At 67.0% G+C, this 20143-nt stretch carries 22 protein-coding genes; 9 read left to right on the top strand and 13 right to left on the bottom strand.

The window, feature by feature from the left end:
* Positions 1 to 30 precede the first annotated feature (30 nt).
* From ASE59_RS17105 to ASE59_RS17125, 5 genes are all read left to right on the top strand, one after another.
* Entirely contained in the window at positions 31 to 420 is a 390-nt protein-coding gene (locus tag ASE59_RS17105) for a response regulator (RefSeq protein ID WP_056459183.1), read from the top strand.
* Between the two features lie 123 nt (positions 421 to 543).
* Complete coding sequence (gene rpsU, locus ASE59_RS17110; RefSeq protein ID WP_056459186.1) at positions 544 to 750, top strand: 30S ribosomal protein S21; 207 nt, start codon at positions 544 to 546, stop codon at positions 748 to 750.
* An 89-nt stretch (positions 751 to 839) separates the two neighbouring features.
* Positions 840 to 1448 (top strand): FKBP-type peptidyl-prolyl cis-trans isomerase, encoded by a 609-nt coding sequence (locus ASE59_RS17115; RefSeq protein ID WP_056459505.1) that lies wholly within the window; start codon positions 840 to 842, stop codon positions 1446 to 1448.
* A 234-nt stretch (positions 1449 to 1682) separates the two neighbouring features.
* On the top strand, positions 1683 to 2609 hold the full coding sequence (locus ASE59_RS17120) for a M48 family metallopeptidase (protein ID WP_235515825.1): 927 nt from the start codon (positions 1683 to 1685) through the stop codon (positions 2607 to 2609).
* Positions 2610 to 2843: 234 nt separating this feature from the next.
* The gene (locus ASE59_RS17125; protein ID WP_200913333.1) at positions 2844 to 3080 is read left to right on the top strand and encodes a hypothetical protein; all 237 of its coding nucleotides are present in this window, start codon (positions 2844 to 2846) and stop codon (positions 3078 to 3080) included.
* 722 nt (positions 3081 to 3802) lie between these two features.
* On the opposite strand, the gene ASE59_RS17130 is transcribed toward ASE59_RS17125, so the two are convergent.
* Entirely contained in the window at positions 3803 to 4585 is a 783-nt protein-coding gene (locus tag ASE59_RS17130) for a metallophosphoesterase family protein (protein ID WP_056459191.1), read from the bottom strand.
* Between the two features lie 145 nt (positions 4586 to 4730).
* Here ASE59_RS17130 and galU point away from each other — a divergent pair, with 145 nt between their 5' ends.
* Positions 4731 to 5597, top strand: a complete 867-nt coding sequence (gene galU, locus ASE59_RS17135) for a UTP--glucose-1-phosphate uridylyltransferase GalU (protein WP_056459509.1) — start codon at positions 4731 to 4733, stop codon at positions 5595 to 5597.
* A 34-nt stretch (positions 5598 to 5631) separates the two neighbouring features.
* Here the strand turns inward: galU and ASE59_RS17140 are convergent, their stop codons facing one another.
* Genes ASE59_RS17140 through ASE59_RS17180 form a run of 9 tightly spaced genes read right to left on the bottom strand, consistent with a single transcriptional unit; the run spans position 5632 to position 12917 of the window.
* Positions 5632 to 5967, bottom strand: a complete 336-nt coding sequence (locus tag ASE59_RS17140) for a DsrE family protein (protein ID WP_056459194.1) — start codon at positions 5965 to 5967, stop codon at positions 5632 to 5634.
* The gene (locus ASE59_RS17145; protein WP_056459197.1) at positions 5955 to 6704 is read right to left on the bottom strand and encodes a HesA/MoeB/ThiF family protein; all 750 of its coding nucleotides are present in this window, start codon (positions 6702 to 6704) and stop codon (positions 5955 to 5957) included. The genes ASE59_RS17140 and ASE59_RS17145 overlap by 13 nt, the downstream gene beginning before the upstream one ends.
* Positions 6701 to 7117, bottom strand: coding sequence for a hypothetical protein (locus ASE59_RS17150; protein ID WP_156360155.1), 417 nt, complete (start codon positions 7115 to 7117; stop codon positions 6701 to 6703). Before ASE59_RS17150 ends, ASE59_RS17145 begins: the two co-directional genes overlap by 4 nt.
* Positions 7114 to 7551 (bottom strand): dUTP diphosphatase, encoded by a 438-nt coding sequence (dut, locus tag ASE59_RS17155; RefSeq protein WP_056459200.1) that lies wholly within the window; start codon positions 7549 to 7551, stop codon positions 7114 to 7116. Before dut ends, ASE59_RS17150 begins: the two co-directional genes overlap by 4 nt.
* Complete coding sequence (locus ASE59_RS17160) at positions 7548 to 8357, bottom strand: alpha/beta hydrolase family protein (RefSeq protein WP_156360156.1); 810 nt, start codon at positions 8355 to 8357, stop codon at positions 7548 to 7550. The genes dut and ASE59_RS17160 overlap by 4 nt, the downstream gene beginning before the upstream one ends.
* On the bottom strand, positions 8344 to 9519 hold the full coding sequence (gene coaBC, locus ASE59_RS17165) for a bifunctional phosphopantothenoylcysteine decarboxylase/phosphopantothenate--cysteine ligase CoaBC (RefSeq protein WP_056459207.1): 1176 nt from the start codon (positions 9517 to 9519) through the stop codon (positions 8344 to 8346). Before coaBC ends, ASE59_RS17160 begins: the two co-directional genes overlap by 14 nt.
* Positions 9516 to 10604, bottom strand: coding sequence for a hypothetical protein (locus tag ASE59_RS17170; RefSeq protein WP_056459210.1), 1089 nt, complete (start codon positions 10602 to 10604; stop codon positions 9516 to 9518). The genes coaBC and ASE59_RS17170 overlap by 4 nt, the downstream gene beginning before the upstream one ends.
* Entirely contained in the window at positions 10601 to 12133 is a 1533-nt protein-coding gene (gene ubiB, locus ASE59_RS17175) for a 2-polyprenylphenol 6-hydroxylase (RefSeq protein ID WP_056459213.1), read from the bottom strand. Before ubiB ends, ASE59_RS17170 begins: the two co-directional genes overlap by 4 nt.
* Positions 12134 to 12185: 52 nt before the next feature.
* Complete coding sequence (locus ASE59_RS17180; RefSeq protein ID WP_056459216.1) at positions 12186 to 12917, bottom strand: class I SAM-dependent methyltransferase; 732 nt, start codon at positions 12915 to 12917, stop codon at positions 12186 to 12188.
* A gap of 226 nt (positions 12918 to 13143) precedes the next feature.
* On the opposite strand from ASE59_RS17180, the gene mutM reads away from it, so the two are divergent.
* From mutM to dnaA, 3 genes are all read left to right on the top strand, one after another.
* On the top strand, positions 13144 to 13956 hold the full coding sequence (mutM, locus tag ASE59_RS17185; protein WP_056459219.1) for a bifunctional DNA-formamidopyrimidine glycosylase/DNA-(apurinic or apyrimidinic site) lyase: 813 nt from the start codon (positions 13144 to 13146) through the stop codon (positions 13954 to 13956).
* 91 nt (positions 13957 to 14047) lie between these two features.
* The gene (gene rpsT, locus ASE59_RS17190; RefSeq protein WP_056459222.1) at positions 14048 to 14311 is read left to right on the top strand and encodes a 30S ribosomal protein S20; all 264 of its coding nucleotides are present in this window, start codon (positions 14048 to 14050) and stop codon (positions 14309 to 14311) included.
* 473 nt (positions 14312 to 14784) lie between these two features.
* Entirely contained in the window at positions 14785 to 16197 is a 1413-nt protein-coding gene (gene dnaA, locus ASE59_RS17195) for a chromosomal replication initiator protein DnaA (RefSeq protein ID WP_056459515.1), read from the top strand.
* A 195-nt stretch (positions 16198 to 16392) separates the two neighbouring features.
* Here the strand turns inward: dnaA and ASE59_RS17200 are convergent, their stop codons facing one another.
* The 3 genes from ASE59_RS17200 to murJ form a co-directional block, all read right to left on the bottom strand.
* The gene (locus ASE59_RS17200) at positions 16393 to 18024 is read right to left on the bottom strand and encodes an alpha-D-glucose phosphate-specific phosphoglucomutase (RefSeq protein ID WP_056459225.1); all 1632 of its coding nucleotides are present in this window, start codon (positions 18022 to 18024) and stop codon (positions 16393 to 16395) included.
* 103 nt (positions 18025 to 18127) lie between these two features.
* The gene (gene trpS / locus ASE59_RS17205; RefSeq protein WP_056459227.1) at positions 18128 to 19132 is read right to left on the bottom strand and encodes a tryptophan--tRNA ligase; all 1005 of its coding nucleotides are present in this window, start codon (positions 19130 to 19132) and stop codon (positions 18128 to 18130) included.
* 10 nt (positions 19133 to 19142) lie between these two features.
* On the bottom strand, positions 19143 to 20143 hold a 1001-nt coding region (gene murJ / locus ASE59_RS20795; protein WP_235515826.1), incomplete at its 5' end, for a murein biosynthesis integral membrane protein MurJ.

Here is a 20143-nt window from a genome sequence, read left to right on the forward strand (position 1 = left end):
AATCAGGGCGATCGGACGGGTCGACGACGCATGAGGATCCTGTTCGTCGAGGACGATGCGATGAATCGCCGGGTCGTTCGCGACATGCTCGACGTTGCCGGGGCGACGATGGTCGAGGCCGATTTGGCCGAGGCCGGGCTGCGGAGGATCGAGGAGGAGGAGTTCGACCTGGTCCTGCTCGACCTGCGCATGCCGGGTATGGACGGGTTCGAGGTCATCCGTCGCGTGCGCGCGCGCGACGATGCGAAGCGGACGTTGCCGATCATCATCGTCACCGCCGATACCGCGATCGACCTGACCGAGCGATGTCTGGCGACCGGGGCCGACGAGGTGTTGTTCAAGCCGGTGGCGATGGACGCGCTGTTCGATGCGATCGGGCGGATACTGGCCAAGCGGGCGGGAGGCGACCTGCTGTTCTGACCCCCCGAGGGTCGGTGGACTTGCCCGCAGACGACACTCCTGTTAGGGGGACATGTCACGCCGCGGCCATGCTTCGGCGAACCCTATTCTATTGCGATTAAAGACCCGGAGTTTTTCGACCTCATGCAGATCATCGTCCGTGAAAACAATGTCGATCAGGCCCTGCGCGCGCTCAAGAAGAAGCTGCAGCGCGAGGGTGTGTATCGCGAGATGAAGCTGCGTCGCCATTACGAAAAGCCGTCGGAAAAGCGTGCGCGCGAGCGTGCCGCCGCCGTGCGCCGCGCCCGCAAGCTGGAGCGCAAGCGCGTGGAGCGTGACAGCGCCCGGTAACATGCCCGTCGCGGCGCGCCGATGTTGATATTGGCGGCGCTGCCGGTTTTCTATGATGCGGTGCGCTGAGCGCGCCATAAGGGGTGTCGATGTCGGTCACTGCCGTTCCGCTGCAACCCGTCAAGCAGCGTCATATCGTCTGGGTGTGGATCGGGGTCGCGCTGGCGTTGCTGATCGCGGCTGGTGCCGCCTGGATCGGCACGCGTAGCGACGCGGCGTCGTTCCTTGCCGGCAACGCTTCGCGGCCCGGCGTGGTCACGACCGCCAGCGGCCTGCAATATGAAGTGCTGACCAAGGGTAGCGGGCCGACGCCGACCGATGCCGACGTCACGCTGATCAACTATGTCGGCAAGCTGACCGACGGCACGATCTTTGACCAGAGCCGCAACCCGACCCCGATGTCGCCCAAGCAGGTCGTTCCGGGGTTCGGCGAGGCGCTGAAGCTGATGCCGAAGGGATCGCGCTACCGCTTCTGGCTGCCGCCGCAGCTTGGCTATGGTGCGCCGCGTCCCGAAGGCGCACCGCCGATGTCGCCGGAGATCAAGAAGCTGTCGAAGCAGGTGCTGGTGTTCGACGTCGACATGATCGAGTTCATCCCTGAGGCGGTTTTGCAGCAGATGCAGATGCAGCAGATGATGCAAGGCGGTGGCGCAGGCGCGCCGCCCCCCGGACAGGCGCTGCCGCCCGGCGTGCGCTGATCGCGACAGATTGGGTCGATAACGGCGTCGGGGGTTCCCGGCGCCGTTTTCGTTCAGCTCTACGCCGGCCGCTGAGTCTGAGCGGCTTACATGGCATCGCCTTGCGCACCGCGATCATGCTATCGGCCGGTCATGCCCTTTCCCCTGCATCGGACCGTCCAGCAAAGTCTTACGGTTCGAAGTGCCTTGCTGGCCGGCATTTGGTTAACGATCGGCGCCGCGCCGAACCCGCCTGTGGCCGCCGAAACCGACCGGGCGACGCTGGAGGCGCTCCGCGCTGCCGATCTGCGGCTGGGAGCGATCGGGTATCGGCTGGCGAGCGCCAATGCGGCGCTGTGTCGTGACCTTGTCCCGGTGACCGGCATGATCGTGCACGCGATCGATCAATATGACGTGACCGAGCAGCCGGTCACACGCAGCACCTTCGGCTTCGAAACGGGGATCGCGGTCGAGGCGGTCGTGCCCGGCAGTCCGGCCGCCCGCGCCGGGGTGCAGGCCGATGATTCGATCGTCAGCATCAATGGACAGCCCGTTCCGGCGACCCGGAGCGGCGGCCATGTCGCCACCCGCGACGCCTTTGCGGCGATGCTCGACAGGCAGGCGGCCGATCGCCCGCTGGCGATGGTGCTGCGCAAGGCAGGGCAGGAGCGAACGGTAACGATCCCGGCGTCACCCGGCTGTCCTACGCTGTTCGAACTGCGAATCGGATCGTCGCTGGATGCCGTCGCCGATGGCCGACTGGTCCAGATCTCCAGCCGGTTTCTCGAACGATTCGATGATTCGCAGTTGGCGGTCGTCATCGCGCATGAACTGTCGCACAATATTCTGCGCCATCATGTCCGGCTCGACGCTGCGCAGGTCAGTCGCGGTGTGTTTCGCGAACTGGGCCGAAATGGACGCATCTTCCGCACGACCGAGGACGATGCCGACCGGCTGGGCGTCCACTTGTTGCGAAATGCCGGCTGGGATCCGGCGGCGGCAGTCACGTTCTGGAACGGACCTGGCGCCCGGATCGATGGCGGCATATTCCATAGCCGGACGCACTCATCTGCTGGAAAACGCGCCGAAAATATCGTGGCGGAGATTGCCGCCATCCCGCGCGACGCACCGATCCCCTATCTACCTCCGGTGTTGAAGACGCGCGATCAGCCGCTCGAATAACGCGACTGCCGCCATGTCGGCGGCGCTTGCCTCCATTCGTACCGCATTGCATATTGAACTGCCGCGATTGCGAATGAACCGGGTCAGGCCCGGTAAGTTTCAGCCGCGTGCAGGGCATGTCGTACGATGCGGTTACCGGTAACGGTTGGCCGCGATTGATACGATAAGGCTTGCAGGGGGGCGGGCCGTATGCGAAGGGCCGCTCGACGTGTAGTGACACAAGGGAGTGTTGAAATGGGTTTTGCCAAGAAGATGCTGATCGCGGCCTCGGCCGTGTCGATGACCGTTGCTCCGACGGTTGCGACCGCCGCCAACGCATCGAAGCTGTCGGTTGCTCGCGCTTCGGCTCCGGCCGCCAAGGGCGAAAAGCTGGCCGGCGGCGGCGTGATCGTCGCGATCCTCGCTGCGGCTGCTGTCGTTGCGGGCATCGTTGTTGTCGCCGATTCGGACAGCGATTCGGACAGCAACTGATTGCTTGCGCGGGAAACCGCGCTTCAGTCTAGGGAAGGGCGCTCCGTTTGGGGCGCCCTTTTTCGTTTGGTAGCGGGCGCGGGACGATTGGCGCGGGTCCACTGATTTCGGACAGGTTGATGTGGGGCGACGGTCCGTCCTTGCCTTGCATTCGAGAAGGGGTCTGCGAACGTCGTGTGCTCCTTCGCTCGCCGCCGCACCCTTGCGCAGGCGCGCGAGACTCAAGCAAAGCAGAGGCTTTCGCTTGCTGCCTTGATTTCCCCGCCTGTGCGGCGCCTTCGCAAGAGTCCGGATCTGCAACCTCACTGGGTACGCCTGCGCAGGCGGCGGGCATGGAGTTCCAGGCTCAGGCCTTCGTTTGATTGGCTCTGGACCCCCGCCTGCACGGGGGTACGCGCGCGCTAAAGCTGCGAGGCGCGCGCGGCGCGTGTGCCCCCGGCCTGCGCGCTGCGCGGGGGGTTGGCCGGAGCACGCTACTTTCACAGAACCCTCCCACCGGAGAGGGCAGAAGTTCCGTCGCTGGTTCCGTACGACGTTGATCGGCGATCGAGTGCTATCTGTTCCTGCCGATCGCTCCGTCGCCACGGCGAAGGCTGGCATCCAAAGGGGAGCGCGAGTGGCACAGGCTCTTTGAGCTTCTGGACTTCTCCGGGCGACGTAGCCGAGCAGACGAACCGAAGTTCAAAGCTGTTCCGGCCAGATAGTCGGATCAGCGACCCACGCTATGCGGCTGCGGCGTACGTACCTTCCGCGAGGGCAGTCGACAGATAGCGCTGCGTTTCCCCGTCGAGCACCAGCGCGGTCAGGCGACCGCTGCGATAGGCGCCGGTGTCGATGCCGATCCGGTTGGACCGGACGTCGGGACCGCCGGTAACGGTGTGCCCATGGATGACGAAACGCTCGTACCGGCCGCCGTGTTCGAGGAACGGCGAACGTATCCAGCGCAGGTCCGACGACTTCTGCGCGTCGAGGGGTATGCCGGGGCGGATGCCGGCGTGGACGAATATGTAATCGCCAACGACCAACTGGTCGGGCAGGCCGCGGAGAAAGTCGAGATGCGCGACCGGCACATGGTCGGTGATTAGGCGTTGGACGCCCTTCAAGTCCTCGCGTTCATAGACTTCTTCGCTGACGCCGTAGCTGAGCAGCGTTTCGCGGCCGCCGGCACGGGCGAAGACGCCGAGTGCCTGACGTGCGCCTTCGGCAGCGGTAAGCAACAGTTCCTCGTGGTTGCCGCACAGGCAATGGACATCCTCGCTGGCGGCGCACATCGCCATCACCCGTTCGACGACGCCGCGCGATTCCGGGCCACGATCGATCAGGTCGCCAAGGAAGACGAGCATCGCCCGTCTGCCATGACGCGCCGTATCGGCATCGATCTGCGCCAAGAGGTCGTCGAGGCAATCGAGCCGACCGTGCACGTCGCCGATCGCATAGACGACGATATCGTCTGGTACGCGCGGCGCGGGGGTTGCAGGCCTGCGAAATAGCTTGGAGAACACCATGATGCGCGCCGCCCATAAGCGAAAGGGGCTGTACGATCAATGAACCGGCGCAGCGCCACTCAACCGGGGCGCTGGACGGTCAAAGGTCGTTTGCCAATGCCGAAACGACTCTCTATTGCGGCGCAGCAATTTTGGGGATGAAACGATGACGATCAAGAAGGTTCGCAAGGCAGTCTTTCCGGTCGCCGGCCTCGGCACCCGGTTTCTTCCCGCCACCAAGTCGATGCCGAAGGAAATGCTGACGGTCGTCGACAAGCCGCTGATCCAGTACGCTGTCGAAGAAGCGCTGGAAGCCGGCATCGAACAGATCATCTTCGTCACCGGCCGCGGCAAGGGCGCGCTGGAGGATCATTTCGACGTTTCCTACGAACTGGAAGCGACGATGAAGGCGCGCGGCAAGTCGATGGCGCTGATCGAGGGCATTCGGCAGAAGCCGGGCAGCCCGGTCTATGTCCGCCAGCAGGAGCCGCTGGGGCTGGGCCATGCCGTGTGGTGCGCGCGCGAGATCGTCGGTGACGAGCCGTTCGCGGTGCTGCTGCCCGACGAACTGATGGTCGGTGGTTTCCTGAAGCAGATGGTCGACGCCTATGAAAAGGTCGGCGGCAACGTCATCGGCGCGCTGGAAGTGCCCGACAGCGAAACCGACAAGTACGGCATCATTTCGCCCGGCAAGCAGGACGGCCGCCTGACCGAAGTCACCGCGCTGGTCGAAAAGCCCAAGGGCAAGGCACCGTCGAACCTGATGATCCCGGGCCGCTACATCCTGCAGCCCGAAGTCATGCAGATCCTCGATTCGCAGGAGCCGGGGGCGGGTGGCGAAATCCAGCTGACCGACGCGATGGCGAAGCTGATCGGCAACCAGCCGTTCCATGGCTTCACCTTTGACGGCAAGCGGTACGACTGCGGCGACAAGGCCGGCTGGGTGCAGGCGAATATCGCCTTGGCGCTGGCACGGGCCGATATCGGTCCGGCGGTGCGCGCGTTCGCCGAGGAAGCGCTCGCCAACGGTTGAGCGACCGGGCGGGGGCTTGGGCCTCCGCCTGTTTCTACAGGGTGACCAGCCGGTCGTCGGCAAGAGTCGCGAGCAGGTCGATCCATCCGCCTGCCGCGACCCTTTCGCTGTCGGCAGCCAGGCCGGTGAGGGCGAGTCCGGTCTGGCAGGCGATCAGTTCGACGCCACTCTCATCGGCAATGGCACGCAGTTCGGTCAGGTCGGGCAAGCCCGGCGGTGCTGCGGCGGTCATGGCGAGCAACCCGACCGCGCGCTCATGCAGATAGACGCGCGCCCGCCCGCCAAGTGCGGCGGCGGCACAGGCCATGGTCAGCGCGGCGCGAAACCGGTCGGAGTCGGGGGCGGTGACGACGATCGTCAGCCCGCGCATCGGCACCCCGGATCCTTCGGCAGCGACAGGGTACGGAAGCGGAAGGCGAGCAGGTCGGCGACCAGCAGCCTGCCCGCCGGATCGTCGCCGAAACCCACGATCGCGCGCAGCGTCTCCAGCGCGGCGAGGCTGCCCATGACCCCGGTCAGTGCGCCGAGCACGCCCTGATCGGCGCAACTGGCATCGGCGCGGGCGGGATCGTTGCCGACGAAGCAGCGATAGCAGGGCAGATGGGGTTCCCAGCCGCGGAACACCCCCAACTGCCCCTCGAACTGACCGACCGCCGCCGACACCAGCGGGATGCGTGCCGCCAGTGCGGCGTCGGCGACGGTCAGGCGGGTGGCGAAATTGTCGCAGCCATCGAGCACCACGTTAGCCCCGGCCAGCAACGCGGCGGCATTGTTGGCGTCGATGCGCTGGGCGACCGGTTCGACGGTCACATGCGGGTTGATCCGGGCGAGCGCTTGTGCAGCGGCGGTCACCTTGGCCGTACTGATATCGGCATCGCCGAACAGCGTCTGACGTTGCAGGTTGCTGGCATCGACCGTGTCGTCGTCGATCACGGCCAGCGTGCCGACCCCGGCCGCCGCAAGATATTGCAGCGCCGGCGACCCGATGCCACCCGCCCCGATCACGACGACACGCGCCGCCTTCAGCGCCGCCTGTCCCGCGCCGCCGACCTCGCGCAGGACGAGGTGGCGGGCGTAGCGATCGAGTTCGGCGTCGGAAAAGGTCATTCGGTCCAGTCGAACTGCAACGAAGCGCGGTACCAGCCGCCTTCGCTGACGAAATGCGGCAGCAGGTTGCCCCGTGCGAAGCTGACGACCAGTCCGGCGCCATATTGTTCGATGGTCGGACAGCCGATGGCGCGGGGGATGGTGGCGCGGACCAGATGATCCTCCCCGATCAGTACCGCGACATCGACCTGCAACCGGGTGTGCCCGTCGACGGGGATCGGGCGCGGACATTCGTTGCGGCGGGCCTCCGCCGATACGAACGCGACCATCGCCGCAGTCGGTTGCGGCGTACGGCGATACGGGAGCGGCGGCAGCGCCGCCCAGTCGATCGGCGAGCGGGCGGCCGGAGCCGGATCGGGCACCGGAACCGGCGGGACCGCCTGTGCCAGCGTCAGCAGGGTCAGCGCGATCATCGCCCGGTCGAACCGAATCCGCCGGCGCCGCGCACGGTATCGTCGAGCGTGTCGACCTCGGTCACTTTGGCGCGGGTGACGGCGGCGGGAACGAGCTGGGCGATGCGTTCGCCGCAGACGACGCGGAACGGTTCCTGCCCGAGATTGGCGAGGATCACCTTCACTTCACCGCGATAGTCGCTGTCGATCGTACCGGGAGTGTTGAGGCAGGTGATGCCGTGCTTGAGCGCCAGACCCGAGCGGGGGCGGACCTGAACCTCATAGCCCTCCGGAATGGCGATGGCGAAGCCGGTGGCGACGGCGTGGCGCGCGCCGGGGGCAAGGTCGATATCCTCGGCGGCGACGACGTCCATGCCCGCGGCACCGGCGGTGGCATAGGCAGGCAGCGGCAGGCCGTGACCATGGGGCAGGCGGCGCAGGCGGATCGGGATCATGGGGTCACCATCGCACTACGTTGCGGGGTCGGAGGGGGCGTGGCGGCCATACGGCGCACCGCATCGATCAGGTCGCCGTCGCGCAACAGGTCATGGCCACGGCCGGGCAGGACGCGATAGTCGGTGGCGATGCCGCGCAGTGCCAGCGCCTCGGCATAGCCGCGCGAGAAGCGCAGCGGCGTTTCCTTGTCATCGGCGCCGACCAGCAGGGTGACGCGGGTCGTCGGGGCGATACCGCCGACGGTCTGCAACGGATCGAAGCTGTTCACCGCCGTGCGGAAGCCGGTTGCGCCCTGCTTCGCGCGATATTTGCGCCATTCGGGCAACATGCACGGGCATCCCGCCAGCACGACCCCGTCGACCAGCCCTGGCCGCACCCCCATCAGCGTCGCCGCCATCGCCGCGCCACCCGATTGCCCGACGAGGATGGTCCGCGCCTGCGGATAGCGGGCGCGCCAGCCAGTCACGGCATCCGCGACCGCCGCAACCCGATCGGCGGTATAGGCGTCGCCGTCGATCCCACCGCGCGATCCGGGCGAGACATTGCCGGCGCTGTCCGAATAACCCGGCCGCAGCAGCGCGACCGCGCGCGCGCCGGGGACCGCGTCGGCAATGGCCTGGGCGGCGGCGTTGAACTCCGCGGGCACCACACCGTCGCCATCGCCGTGCAGCACGAGGACGAGGGTGCGGACGTCGCGCGACGCGGTCGGGCCGAAACTCTCCCCGGCCAACGTCACCGGCGGCGGCGCGGTGGTGGTGGCGCAACCGGCGGCGGCGAGAAGCAACAGGGGACTAAAGCAGCGCATCGGCAATCCGGTCGGCCAGTCGGGCCGCGATATCGGTCTTTGGGGCGTCGGACCAGCTTTCGACGCCGTCAGCGGTGACGAGGTGGACGGCGTTGCGGTCGCCGCCCATCACGTCGCCCGACACGTCGTTGGCGACGATCCAGTCGGCATTCTTGGCGGTCCGCTTGGCGGTCGCATGGGCGAGCACGTCGTCGGTTTCGGCCGCGAAGCCGACCAACAGGCGTGGGCGGCGCGGGGAGCGGCCGAGCATCGCGAGGATGTCGGGATTGGGCAGCAGGGTCAGGGTCGGCGGACCGTCGCCCTTTTTCAGTTTGGACGGGGCAGCCTCGACCTGCCAGTCGGCGACGGCGGCGACCATGACGGCGGCATCGGCGGGCAGCGCCTGTGCCACGGCATTGGCCATGTCGCGTGCCGATTCGACGTCGATGCGGTTCACGCCCGGCGGGGTCGGCAGTGTCACGGGTCCAGCGATCAGCGTCACCTTCGCACCACGTGCGGCGCAGGCGGCGGCGATGGCGAATCCCTGTTTCCCCGACGATCGGTTGGCGAGATAGCGGACCGGATCGATCGCCTCATGCGTCGGGCCGGCGGTCACCAGCACATGCCGGCCGGTCAGCGACTGGAGCGCGGGCGCGGTCATCGCCTCGATCGCGGCGACGATCGCCGGCGGTTCGGGCAGGCGGCCGGGGCCGAACTCGCCGCACGCCATCGCGCCTTCGTCGGGATCGAGCACGGTGACGCCCCGCCCCCGCAGGGTCGCGACATTGGCGGTGGTCGCGGCATGTTGCCACATGCGCACGTTCATCGCGGGTACGGCCAGCACCGGCTTGTCGGTGGCGAGCAGCAGCGTGGTGGCGAGGTCGTCCGCCATGCCCGCTGCCATGCGGGCGAGCAGGTCGGCGGTGGCAGGCGCGACCACGACCAGATCGGCCTGCCGGCTGAGCTGGATATGGCCCATCTCGGCCTCGTCCTTCAGATCCCACAGGCTGGTATGGACCGGCTGTTCGCTCAGCGCCGCCAGCGTCATCGGCGTCACGAACTGCGCGCCGCCATCGGTCAGCACGCAGCGGACGCCATGGCCGCGCCCGCGCAGCAGGCGGATCAGCTCGCACGCCTTGTACGCCGCGATGCCGCCGCCGACGATCAGCAATATGCGTGTCATCGGGTGATCCTCTGCACCCGAACGCGCCGCCTGTCGAGCAAAGGTCGGGCAAGGTCGCGTGCCGCGTCGGGAAGAAACGCCATGCCGATCAGATAGGCAGGGGCGGCGGCCAAAGCCCAATAGAAGTTGTCGGTGCGTGCGAACAACGCGATGGCCAGCGCATAACTGCCGAAGGTCAGTGCCGCACGCCCGCCGAGCGGCCCCGGTGCCGCCGCCCAGCCGAGCAGCGCCAGCATCGCCAGCGGCGCGCCCAGCCACCATGGCAGGATGGTGAGCGCGGTCGATCGCGCCATCGCCGACGCGAACAGGCCGGGGCCGTGCAGCCCAACCCGTCCAGCCGATACCGCGTCGAGCGGCCCGGCGATCATCGCGACGGCCCGGGCATGGAGCAGCAGCACCGCGACGAACACCAGCAGCGCCGCGACCCAGCCCAGCGCCTCGCGCCGGCGTCCCTCGACCAGTGCCGCCGCCAGCATCGCCAGCGCGTAGAGCGCGGCCGTCTCGCGGATCACCATCGCGCACAGGGCCAGTGCGACCGCCTCGACCCAGCGATCCTCGCGCCGGATCGGCAGCGACCATGCGATCAGCAGCCCGGCCCACAGCTCGTGGAACGCGACCAGCGACGGCTGGACGAAGGCGACCATGCCGCCCGCCAGCAGGAACAGCGCGGTGATGCGCGGCGGACCGCGTTCGAACCAGCCGCCGATCCGCCGGGTCCAGGCGAAGCCGGTCGCGGCGGCGATGGCGATCAGCAACAGGACGGAGGCGAGGTTGGGCAGCGCCGCCTGCACCACGCTCAGCGTCGGCAGGCGGATGGCGGGGAAGGGGTGGAGCGGCGCGCGGCTGGCGCGCAATTCCTGCGCGGTGACGGCGTAATAGTCGCCGCCGGTGCGCAGTCCTTCGACGACGGCGGCATAGACGTCGACGCTCAGCGCCGTGCCACGAGGTTCGTCGTCGTCGGGCAGGATCCATGCCGATGCCAGCAGCGCGAGCGCCAGCAGCGCAATGGCGAGCGCCACGCCGGGTCGCAGCGTGGCGAACCGGCTGGAGCACGACAGCCAGACCGGCGGCCGCGCGCGGATCATCCCAGCAGCATCGCCGATGCCGCGCCGACCAGCCCGCCGGCGATGCCGACCAGCGCATAGCGCCAGCCGCCGCCGACGCGGACGATGGCGACCTCGGGCAGCGGCGGGGAGGGCGGGGCGCCGCCGGGCGCGGGATAGCGCGCCTCGATATTGCGGATCAGGTCGGGCAGCCGGGCAAAGGTGCGCAGGTCGGTGATGATCCGGTCGGCGACCATCGCCTCCGGCCCCAGTTCGTCGCGGATCCAGCCGCGCACGAACGGTGCCGCCGTCTCCCACAGGTTGATATCGGGATCGAGCCCGGTCGCGACGCCCTCGACCATCACCATCGTCTTTTGCAGCAGCAGCAGATGCGGCTGCGTCTCCATGTCGAAATCGCGGGTGATGTTGAACAGCGAGTCGAGCATCATGCCGACCGACATGTCCTTGACCGCCAGCCCGCGCATCGGCTCCCCCACCGCGCGCAGCGCCGTCGCGAATTCGGCGACATTGTGGTGGGCGGGGACATAGCCCGCTTCGAAATGGATTTCGGCGACGCGCTTATAGTCGCCGGTGATGAGGCCGTAGAGGATCTCGGCCAGCCACACGCGGGCGCGACGGTCGATGCGGCCCATGATCCCGAAATCGATCGCGGCGATGCGGCCATCGGGCAGGGCGAACAAATTGCCCTGATGCATGTCGGCGTGGAAGAACCCTTCCGCGATCGCCTGGCGCAGAAAGGCGCGGACCAGCCGCGTCGCCATCGCGTGCAGATCATGGCCCGCCTCTATCAGCGCGGGACGGTTCGACAGCTTGATGCCGTCGATCCATTCGGTGGTCAGGATCTTCGAGGTCGTGCGCTGCCAGTCGATCGCGGGGATGACGAAGTCGGGCTCGGCCTCCATCCCCTGCGCCAGTTCGGAGGCGGAGGCGGCTTCGCGGCGCAGGTCGAGCTCGCGCGCGGTCCAGCGCTTCATCGTCTCGATCACGAGGCGCGGGCGCAGGCGCTTCAGCTCGCCGCCCATCGTCTCCATACGGGCGGCGGCCCATTCATAGGTGTCGATCGCGTCAAAGAACTGCGCTTCGACGCCGGGGCGCAGGACCTTCACCGCGACGCGGCGGCCATCGGTGGTGATGGCGCGATGGACCTGCGCGATCGATGCGGCACCGACCGGGGTTTCCTCGATCGACTGGAACAGGCGCTCGATCGGCTGGCCAAGGCCCGATTCGATCGCGGGACGCACCACATTCCATGGCAGCGGCGGCAATGCGTCCTGCAGCGACAACAGGTCCTGCGCAACATCCTCGCCGACCAGATCGGGGCGGGTGGCGAGCGTCTGCCCCAGCTTGATCGCGGCCGGGCCCAGCGCGGCGAACGCCTCGGCATAGCGCGGGGTGGCGGGCACGCGCGCACCGAACCGGGCGAGACGGACGATTCGACGCAGGCGCGGCGGGGTGCGCGGGTTCCGCTCCAGCTCGATCAGGGCGCCGTGGCGCGCGAGTGTGCGCCCCCATTTCAGGATCCGCCAATAATGGGTGAGGGTGGCGGTCATGCGGCTATTTGCCCTGGACCCCCGCCGGCGCGGGGGTTTGATGCGTGTCGCATCAAATCTTCCACCCGCTATGGATCGCGACCAGCCCGCCCATGATCGGTTCGACGCGCGTGCGGATGAAGCCCGCGTCCGCGATCATGCGTTCGAAGGTCGGCATGTCGGGGAAGCGACGGATCGATTCGATCAGATAGCGATAGCTGTCCTCGTCATTCGCCAGCAGCTTGCCGAGCTTGGGCACCAGCCTGTGCGAATATTGGTCATAGACGTCGGCGAAGCCGGGCCAGGTGTTCGTCGAGAATTCAAGGCAGAAGAACCGCCCGCCGCGCTTCAATACGCGGTGCGCTTCGCGCAGCGCCTTCGGGATATCGGTCACGTTGCGGATGCCGAACGCGATCGTATAGCCATCGAAGCTGCGATCGGCGAAGTCGAGCGTCTCGGCATTCTGTTCGGACCAGACAAGGCCGTCGATGCCGCGCTTTTCGGCGCGTTCCATGCCGACGCCCAGCATCGCCGGGTTGATGTCGGCGACGGTGATGTGCGCGCCGTGCTTCGCCATGCGGAACGCGATGTCGCCAGTGCCCCCGGCCATATCGAGGATCGATTCGCCCTTGCCCGGCTTCACCCGCGCGACGAAGCGGTCCTTCCACAACCGGTGCATGCCCCCCGACATCGCGTCGTTCATCAGGTCGTAGCGCGAGGCGACGCTGGCGAAGACATCGCCGACGCGCTTGGTCTTTTCGGCGGGGGCCACATCTTCGTAGCCGAAGGATACCGTGTCGTTCATTCGTCTGCCCTAGCCGCGCCTTGTGGCGGGGGCAAACCGAACCTAGCTGTTTGTCGACGAAGGTGCGGTGATAACCCAGCCCGCCAGTCCCGTTCGTCCTGAGTTGCCATTGAGCCTGTCGAAATGGCGTATCGAAGGACCGCTTGAGGCAGGTGCTTCGATACGGGTCTTCGACAAGCTCAGCCCCTACTCAGCACGAACGACGAAGAATGGATCAGAACGCCGAATGCCCGAACTTCCCGAAGTCGAGACGACCGTGCGCGGTCTGGCGCCGGTGCTGACCGGGCAACGGCTGGCGCGGGTCGTCGCCAATCGTGCCGATCTGCGCCGGGCGATGCCGGTCGATCTGGGGCAGCGTTTGACCGGAGCCGTCGTCACCGGCCTGTCGCGCCGCGCCAAATACGGGCTGATCGAGACCGATCGTGCCGATACCTTCATCTTCCACCTCGGCATGTCGGGGCGCTGGCGCGTCGATCCCGCCGAACCGCTGGCGCACGATCATCTGCTGCTGGCGACCGATACCGGGCGGCAGGTGGTGCTGAACGACCCGCGCCGCTTCGGATCGGTCGATCTGCTGCCGACCGCCGAGGTCGCGACCTGGCCGCCCTTCGCCGCGCTGGGACCCGAGCCGCTCGGACCGGACTTTACTGCCGACCATCTGGAGCGGCGGTTCGCGGGGCGGATCGCACCGGTGAAGATCCTGCTGCTCGATCAGCGAATCGTCGCGGGACTCGGCAATATCTATGTGTGCGAGGCGCTGAACGTCGCGGGCATTTCGCCGACGCGCCCGGCCGGGCAGATTGCGCGCGAACGGCTGGCGGCATTGGTCGATGCGACCCGTGCGGTACTGCTGTCGGCGATCGAGGCGGGGGGATCGACGTTGCGCGACTATGCCCGGCCCGATGGCGAGCTGGGCTATTTCTCGAAACAATTCAGGGTCTATGGCCGCGAGGGCGAAACGTGCCCGTGCGGGGGTGTGGTCGAGCGGCGCGTCGACGGTGGACGCTCCACCTTCTGGTGTCGATCGTGCCAGCGATAGTTGACCTTCCGGCCCCGACCGGTTAAGGGGCGCACCTTCTCCGGTCGGATTGCCCGATCGGCACCAATCATTTGCGAGAGTCGAGGACGGCATGGCGAATACGCCACAGGCGAAGAAGCGTATCCGGCGCAATGCGCGTCGTGCGGAAATCAATGGTGCGCGCGTCGGCCGCATCCGTACCTTCGTGAAGAAGGTCGAAGCGGCGATCGTCGCCGGTGACCGTGAAGCGGCGACCACCGCGCTGGCGAACGTCCAGCCGGAACTGGCCCGCGGCGTCGCCAAGGGCGTGCTGCACAAGAATACCGCGAGCCGCAAGTTCTCGCGCCTGACGAAGGCAGTCGGCGCGATCGCCTGATCGCCCGCACATCGTCGGGCAGGATTGACCCCGTCGGCCCAGCGGCCGGCGGGGTTTCTTGCGTCGGTCGGACATGGTGTCGCAGCATCGGGCGGAGGGTGCGTCCCGCGCTGAAATGGTTCCGCCAAAACCCCTCGAATCAAGCTGTCCGGAAAACCGCGGAAATCCGCGGATTCGAGCGTTCGGGGGCGGCTGATCTGGCGTAAGATACTGACAAAAAACGCGAAAAAATAAATCCGACGCGTTTCCGCCACTGGGGGGCTGTCAACTGCCTTTATTTCGGTTTCGTGACTTGATCGATCGGCGTCACGGTTCCTAAACAGCACTTCCCGGCGCCGATCGCGGTGGTCGGGGCCCGCACGAATCTTCGTGTGCGACCGCCGCTTCGGCGCGGTCAGGGGGGCTCTTAAACGATGGATGAACCGTGGCGGAGAAGCTGATTCTCCGGGCGGGAGGGGTGTGTTCGGGTGACGATGGCGGTGGATCATGGACAGGTCGAGGTTGCAGCGGCATGGGCCCGCGTGCGGCACAACCTGCGTGCATCCGCCGGACAGCGCGTGTTCGACCGGTGGCTGAAGCCGATGGAACTGGTCGCCCCCGACGAGGACGGCGTCGTCCGCCTGACCCTGCCATCGGCGTTCATGACCGATTGGGTCCGCAATCATTATGCCGAACGATTGACGCACGAATTCCGTGCGCAACTGCCGCAGGTACGCGACGTGGTGGTGGAAACGGCAAGCGCGCTGCAATCGCGGATCGTGCCGCCGGCCGCGCTGCCCGATTCGATGCCGGCAACAGCGCCCGTGCCAGCGTCCGCGCCGACCGCCTTTGCCGCCGCCGTGCCGCAGCGGGCACCGGCCGAGCGGCCTGCGTTCGATCCGCGCTACCGATTCGACCGGTTCGTCGTTTCGGCATCGAATCGAGTCGCGTTCAACGCCGCCAAGGCGCTGGCTGAGCCGGGCGTGCCGCGCTTCAGCCCGTTGTTCCTGCATAGCTGCACGGGTCTTGGCAAAACCCATTTGATGCACGCGATCGGCCATGCGTTTCTCGACGCCGATCCGGCGGCCAGCGCGACCTACCTGCCGGCCGAGCGGTTCATGTTCGAATTCGTCGCGGCGATGCGGGCACGCGACACGCACGGGTTCAAGGCGCGGCTGCGCGGTGTCGACCTGTTGATGATCGACGACCTGCAGTTCGTGGCCGGCAAGGACGCAACGCAGGAGGAATGCCTCCATACGATCAACGCGTTCATGGACGCGGGCAAGCGGGTGGTGATCGCCTGTGATCGGTCGCCGGCGCTGCTGGAGGGGATCGACCCCCGGCTGCTGTCGCGGCTGGGCGGTGGTCTGGTGGCCGATATCAAGCTGCCCGAGACCGAGCTGCGCCACGCGATCCTTGCCGCTAAGCTGGCCGAGGTGCCCGGCATCGTCGTGCCCGGTGACGTCCTCGACCTGCTCGCGGGCCGTATTCGTGGGAGCGTGCGCGAGTTGGAGGGGGCGCTCAACCGGTTGATCGCCTATGCCTCGCTGACTGGGGACACGATCGACATGGCGTTCGCGCATGCGACGCTGGGCGAGATGCTGGCGGGTCCGGCCAGGCGCGTGACGATCGACGATATCCAGCGTGCGGTATCGGCGCATTTCGAGGTCAAGCAGCTCGACCTGGTCTCGGCACGGCGGGCGCAAGTGATCGCACGGCCGCGGCAGGTGGCGATGTATCTGGCCAAGCAGCTGACGACCCGCTCGCTGCCCGAGATCGGGCGCAAGTTCGGCAATCGCGATCATTCGACGGTGATTCACGCGGTACGGCGGATCGAGGAACTGCGCGGGGTCGATCGCGAGATCGACAGCGCGGTCAGGACGTTGCTGCGCTCGCTCGAGGGCTGAGCGGGCTTCAGAAAGAAGAATGGTTCGCGCGGAGGCGCGGAGGCGCGGAGGAGGTGTGTTTGCGGTACCTTCTTCGCGATTGGGAGACGTTTGCGCTGGCGGTAGCCGCACACGAGAGGCCGCTGGCGCGGGTGAGGTAGACGCTTGACGCAACCCCCTCCGCGCCTCCGCGCCTTCGCGTGAACCCTCTTCTTCTTATGTGATGACGTCTGGCTCGTCGCGGCCGGTATGCTGCTTGATCGAAGCGACCGTCTCGGCAGCCGCGACCAGCGGAGCGAGCGCGTCACCGGTTTCTTGCGCCAGATCACCCTCGGACGGCTCATAGCGCTCGATATAGACGCGCAGCGTCGCGCCCTGGGTGCCGGTGCCCGACAGGCGGAACACGATGCGCGATCCGTCGGCGAACAGGATGCGGATGCCCTGTTTGCGGCTGACCGATCCGTCGGTGCTGTCGTGATAGGCGAAGTCGTCAGCCTCCGAGACGGTCAGGTCGCCGATGGCGGTGCCCGGCAGCGTGGCCAGACGGTCGCGCAACGATGCCATCAGCGCGTCGGCACCGGCCTGTTCGACGCCCTCGTAATCGTGGCGCGCATAGTAATTGCGGCCATAGCGCGACCAATGGTCCGCCATGATCTCGGCAACCGGCTGACGACGCGCGGCGAGGATGTTGAGCCAGAGCAGGACGGCCCATAGCCCGTCCTTCTCGCGGACATGGTTGGAGCCGGTGCCGGCGCTTTCCTCGCCGCAGATGGTGACGAGGCCGGCGTCGAGCAGGTTGCCAAAGAATTTCCAGCCGGTCGGCGTTTCGTAGAGCGGCACGTTCAGCGCCTGGGCGACGCGGTCGGCAGCGGCGGAGGTCGGCATCGAGCGGGCGATACCGGCGATGCCGTCCTTATAGGCTGGTGCGAGGTGCGCGTTGGCGGCGAGTACCGCCAGCGAGTCGGACGGGGTGACGAAAATCCCGCGACCGATGATGAGGTTGCGGTCGCCGTCGCCGTCCGAGGCCGCGCCGAAATCGGGCGCGTCGGCGGACATCATCCGCTCGTGGAGTTCGTGGGCATGGACCAGGTTCGGGTCGGGGTGGTGGCCGCCGAAATCGGGCAGGGGTGTGCCGTTGACGACGGTCCCGGCAGCGGCGCCGAGGCGGCGTTCGAGGATTTCAGTTCCGTAGGGACCGGTCACCGCGCTCATCGCGTCGAACGACAGGCGGAAGCCACCGGCGATCAGGTCGCGGATCGCAGCGAAGTCGAACAACGTCTCCATCAGGTCGGCATAGGCGGCGACCGAGTCGATCACCTCGACGGTCAGGCCGTCGACGCCCTGTTCGCCGAGCGTGTCGAGGTCGATGCCCGTCACGTCGCTGATGACGTAGCGGTCGATCTCCAGCGTGCGGGCATAGAGCGCGTCGGTGAAGCTTTCGGGCGCGGGGCCGCCGTTCGAGACATTGTATTTGATGCCGAAATCTTCGTCCGGGCCGCCGGGATTATGGCTGGCCGACAGGACGAGACCGCCGATCGCGCCGCGCTGGCGGATAACGTTGGAGGCGGCGGGGGTCGACAGGATGCCGCCTTGGCCGACGATCGCACGGACGAAGCCGTTGGCGGCGGCCATGCGGATCGCGGTCTGGATGACTTCGCGGTTCAGGTAGCGGCCGTCGCCGCCGATCACCAGCGTCGCACCGTCCTTGCCCTCGACCACGTCGAAGACCGACTGGATGAAGTTTTCGGCGTAGTGCGGCTGCTGAAACACCCGCACCTTCTTGCGCAGGCCCGACGTGCCGGGCTTCTGGTCGGTGAAGGGCTTGGTTTCGACGGTGGTGCTGGTCACGAACGGCTTCCCCTGTAGTGGGCCTTGCCGAACGCATAAGGTGACGAAGGTGCCACGGACAACATATATTTGGCCGTGGCACCCGATTAACTAAAACAAATATTCAGACTTGCAGCCCCAGTGCCTGTTGGGCGGCGAGCAGGGTCGGGCGGGCCAGCGCATCGGCTTTCGCCGCGCCCCTTGCCAGCGTCGCGCCGACCGCCGCCCGATCGTCGAGCAACGCCACCAGCCGATCGCGGATCGGCCCAAGCGTCGCCACCGCCAGATCGGCGAGCGCAGGCTTGAACGTGCCGAAGCCCTGACCGCCGAAGTTGGCGAGCACGTCCTGCGACGTCTCCCCCGACAACGCGGCATAGATGGTGACGAGGTTGCGCGCCTCGGGCCGCTCCGCCAGCCCGGCGACCTCGGAGGGCAGGGGTTCGGGGTCGGTCTTCGCCTTGCGGAACTTGGTCGCGATCTGCTCGTCCGAATCGATCAGGTTGATGCGGCTCATGTCCGACGGATCGGACTTGGACATTTTCGCGGTGCCGTCGCGCAAACTCATGATGCGCGGCGTATCCTCCGGGATCATAGGTTCGGGCAGGGTGAACAGATCGACCCCGAAATCGAGGTTGAATTTGGTCGCGATGTCGCGGGTGAGTTCCAGATGCTGTTTCTGATCCTCGCCGACCGGCACATGAGTAGCATGGTAGAGGAGGATATCGGCAGCCTGCAGCACGGGGTAAGTGAAGAGTCCGACGCTGGCACCTTCGCGATTCTTGCCGGCCTTGTCCTTCCACTGCGTCATCCGTCCGAGCCAGCCGACCCGTGCCGTACCACCGAGTATCCAAGCGAGCTGCGCATGTGCGGGGACCCGAGCCTGATTGAACAGGATCGACCGGTCGGGATCGATGCCGGCGGCCAGCAAGGTTGCCGCCATTTCGATCGTGTTCGACGCCAGAATTTTCGGATCGATCGCCACGGTCAGCGCATGCAGATCGGCCAGAAAGAACAGGCAAGTGTCTTCCGGCCCCATTGAGTCCTGAAGCTTTACCCAGTTGCGAATTGCACCAAGGTAATTGCCGAGGTGCAGGTTGCCGGTGGTCTGGATACCGGAAAAGATTCGCATGGGGCTTCCTTTATACAGCGCGCCGACGCAGCAGCGCGCGGAGATCGGCCAGCCGGAACGCTCCGGTGGCAAGGCAGGCAAGGCCATAGACGAGCGAGCCGGCGCCGACGAGCGCGACCATGCCGATGATGCGGGTCAGCACTTCGCCGGTGGTCCAGGGCGCGACGACGCGGTCGGCGAAGAACAGCGCCGCTCCCATCAGCAACGCGGCGATGGCGAAGCGCGGCAGACGGTGGGCCAGTTGCCGGTCGAACGCGAAATGGCTGCGCCGCCGGAGCGTCACGTACAGCATCGCGAAGTTGATCCAAGCCGCGATCGCGGTGGCGAGCGGAGGGCCGATATGGGCGATGGTCGGAATGAAGGCTAAGTTCAGGACAATGTTGACGACGATCGAATACATCGCGAACCGCACCGGCGTCCGGGTATCTTCGCGCGCATAGAAGCCGGGGGTCATCACCTTGATGAGAACATAGGCGGGCAGGCCGAGCGAGAAGGCGGCAAGCGACTGGGCGCTGCGCAGCGTATCTTCGGGACCGAAGGCGCCATGCTGGAACAGCGCGCGCAGGATCGGTTCGGCGACGGTCAGGAAGGCGATGGTCGCGGGCAGGGTCAGCAGCAGCGCTAGTTCGATACCGCGATTCTGCGTATCCATCGCCGCCGCGTCTTGCTTGCGCGCCAGTTGCCGGGAAATCGTCGGAAGCAGGATGGTGCCAAGCCCGATGCCGATCAGCCCCAGCGGCAGCTGGTTCAGCCGGTCGGCATAATAGATGTAGGAGATCGACCCCTGATCGAGCAGCCGCCCCGACAAGGCGGTCGAGATCAGCAGGTTGATCTGCATCGCCCCTGCGCCGATCGCGGCGGGGACGATCAGCCGCAGCATCTCGCGCACTTCGGGGGTCAGGCGCGGGCGCTGCGGGCGGAGCGACACGCCGGCCTGTCGACAGGCGAACATCACCCAGCCGAGCTGCAACGCGCCGCCGATGGTGACCGCCCATGCCTGTACCCGCGCGG

This window comes from Sphingomonas sp. Leaf10, from assembly GCF_001421245.1.
Classification (GTDB): Bacteria; Pseudomonadota; Alphaproteobacteria; order Sphingomonadales; family Sphingomonadaceae; genus Sphingomonas.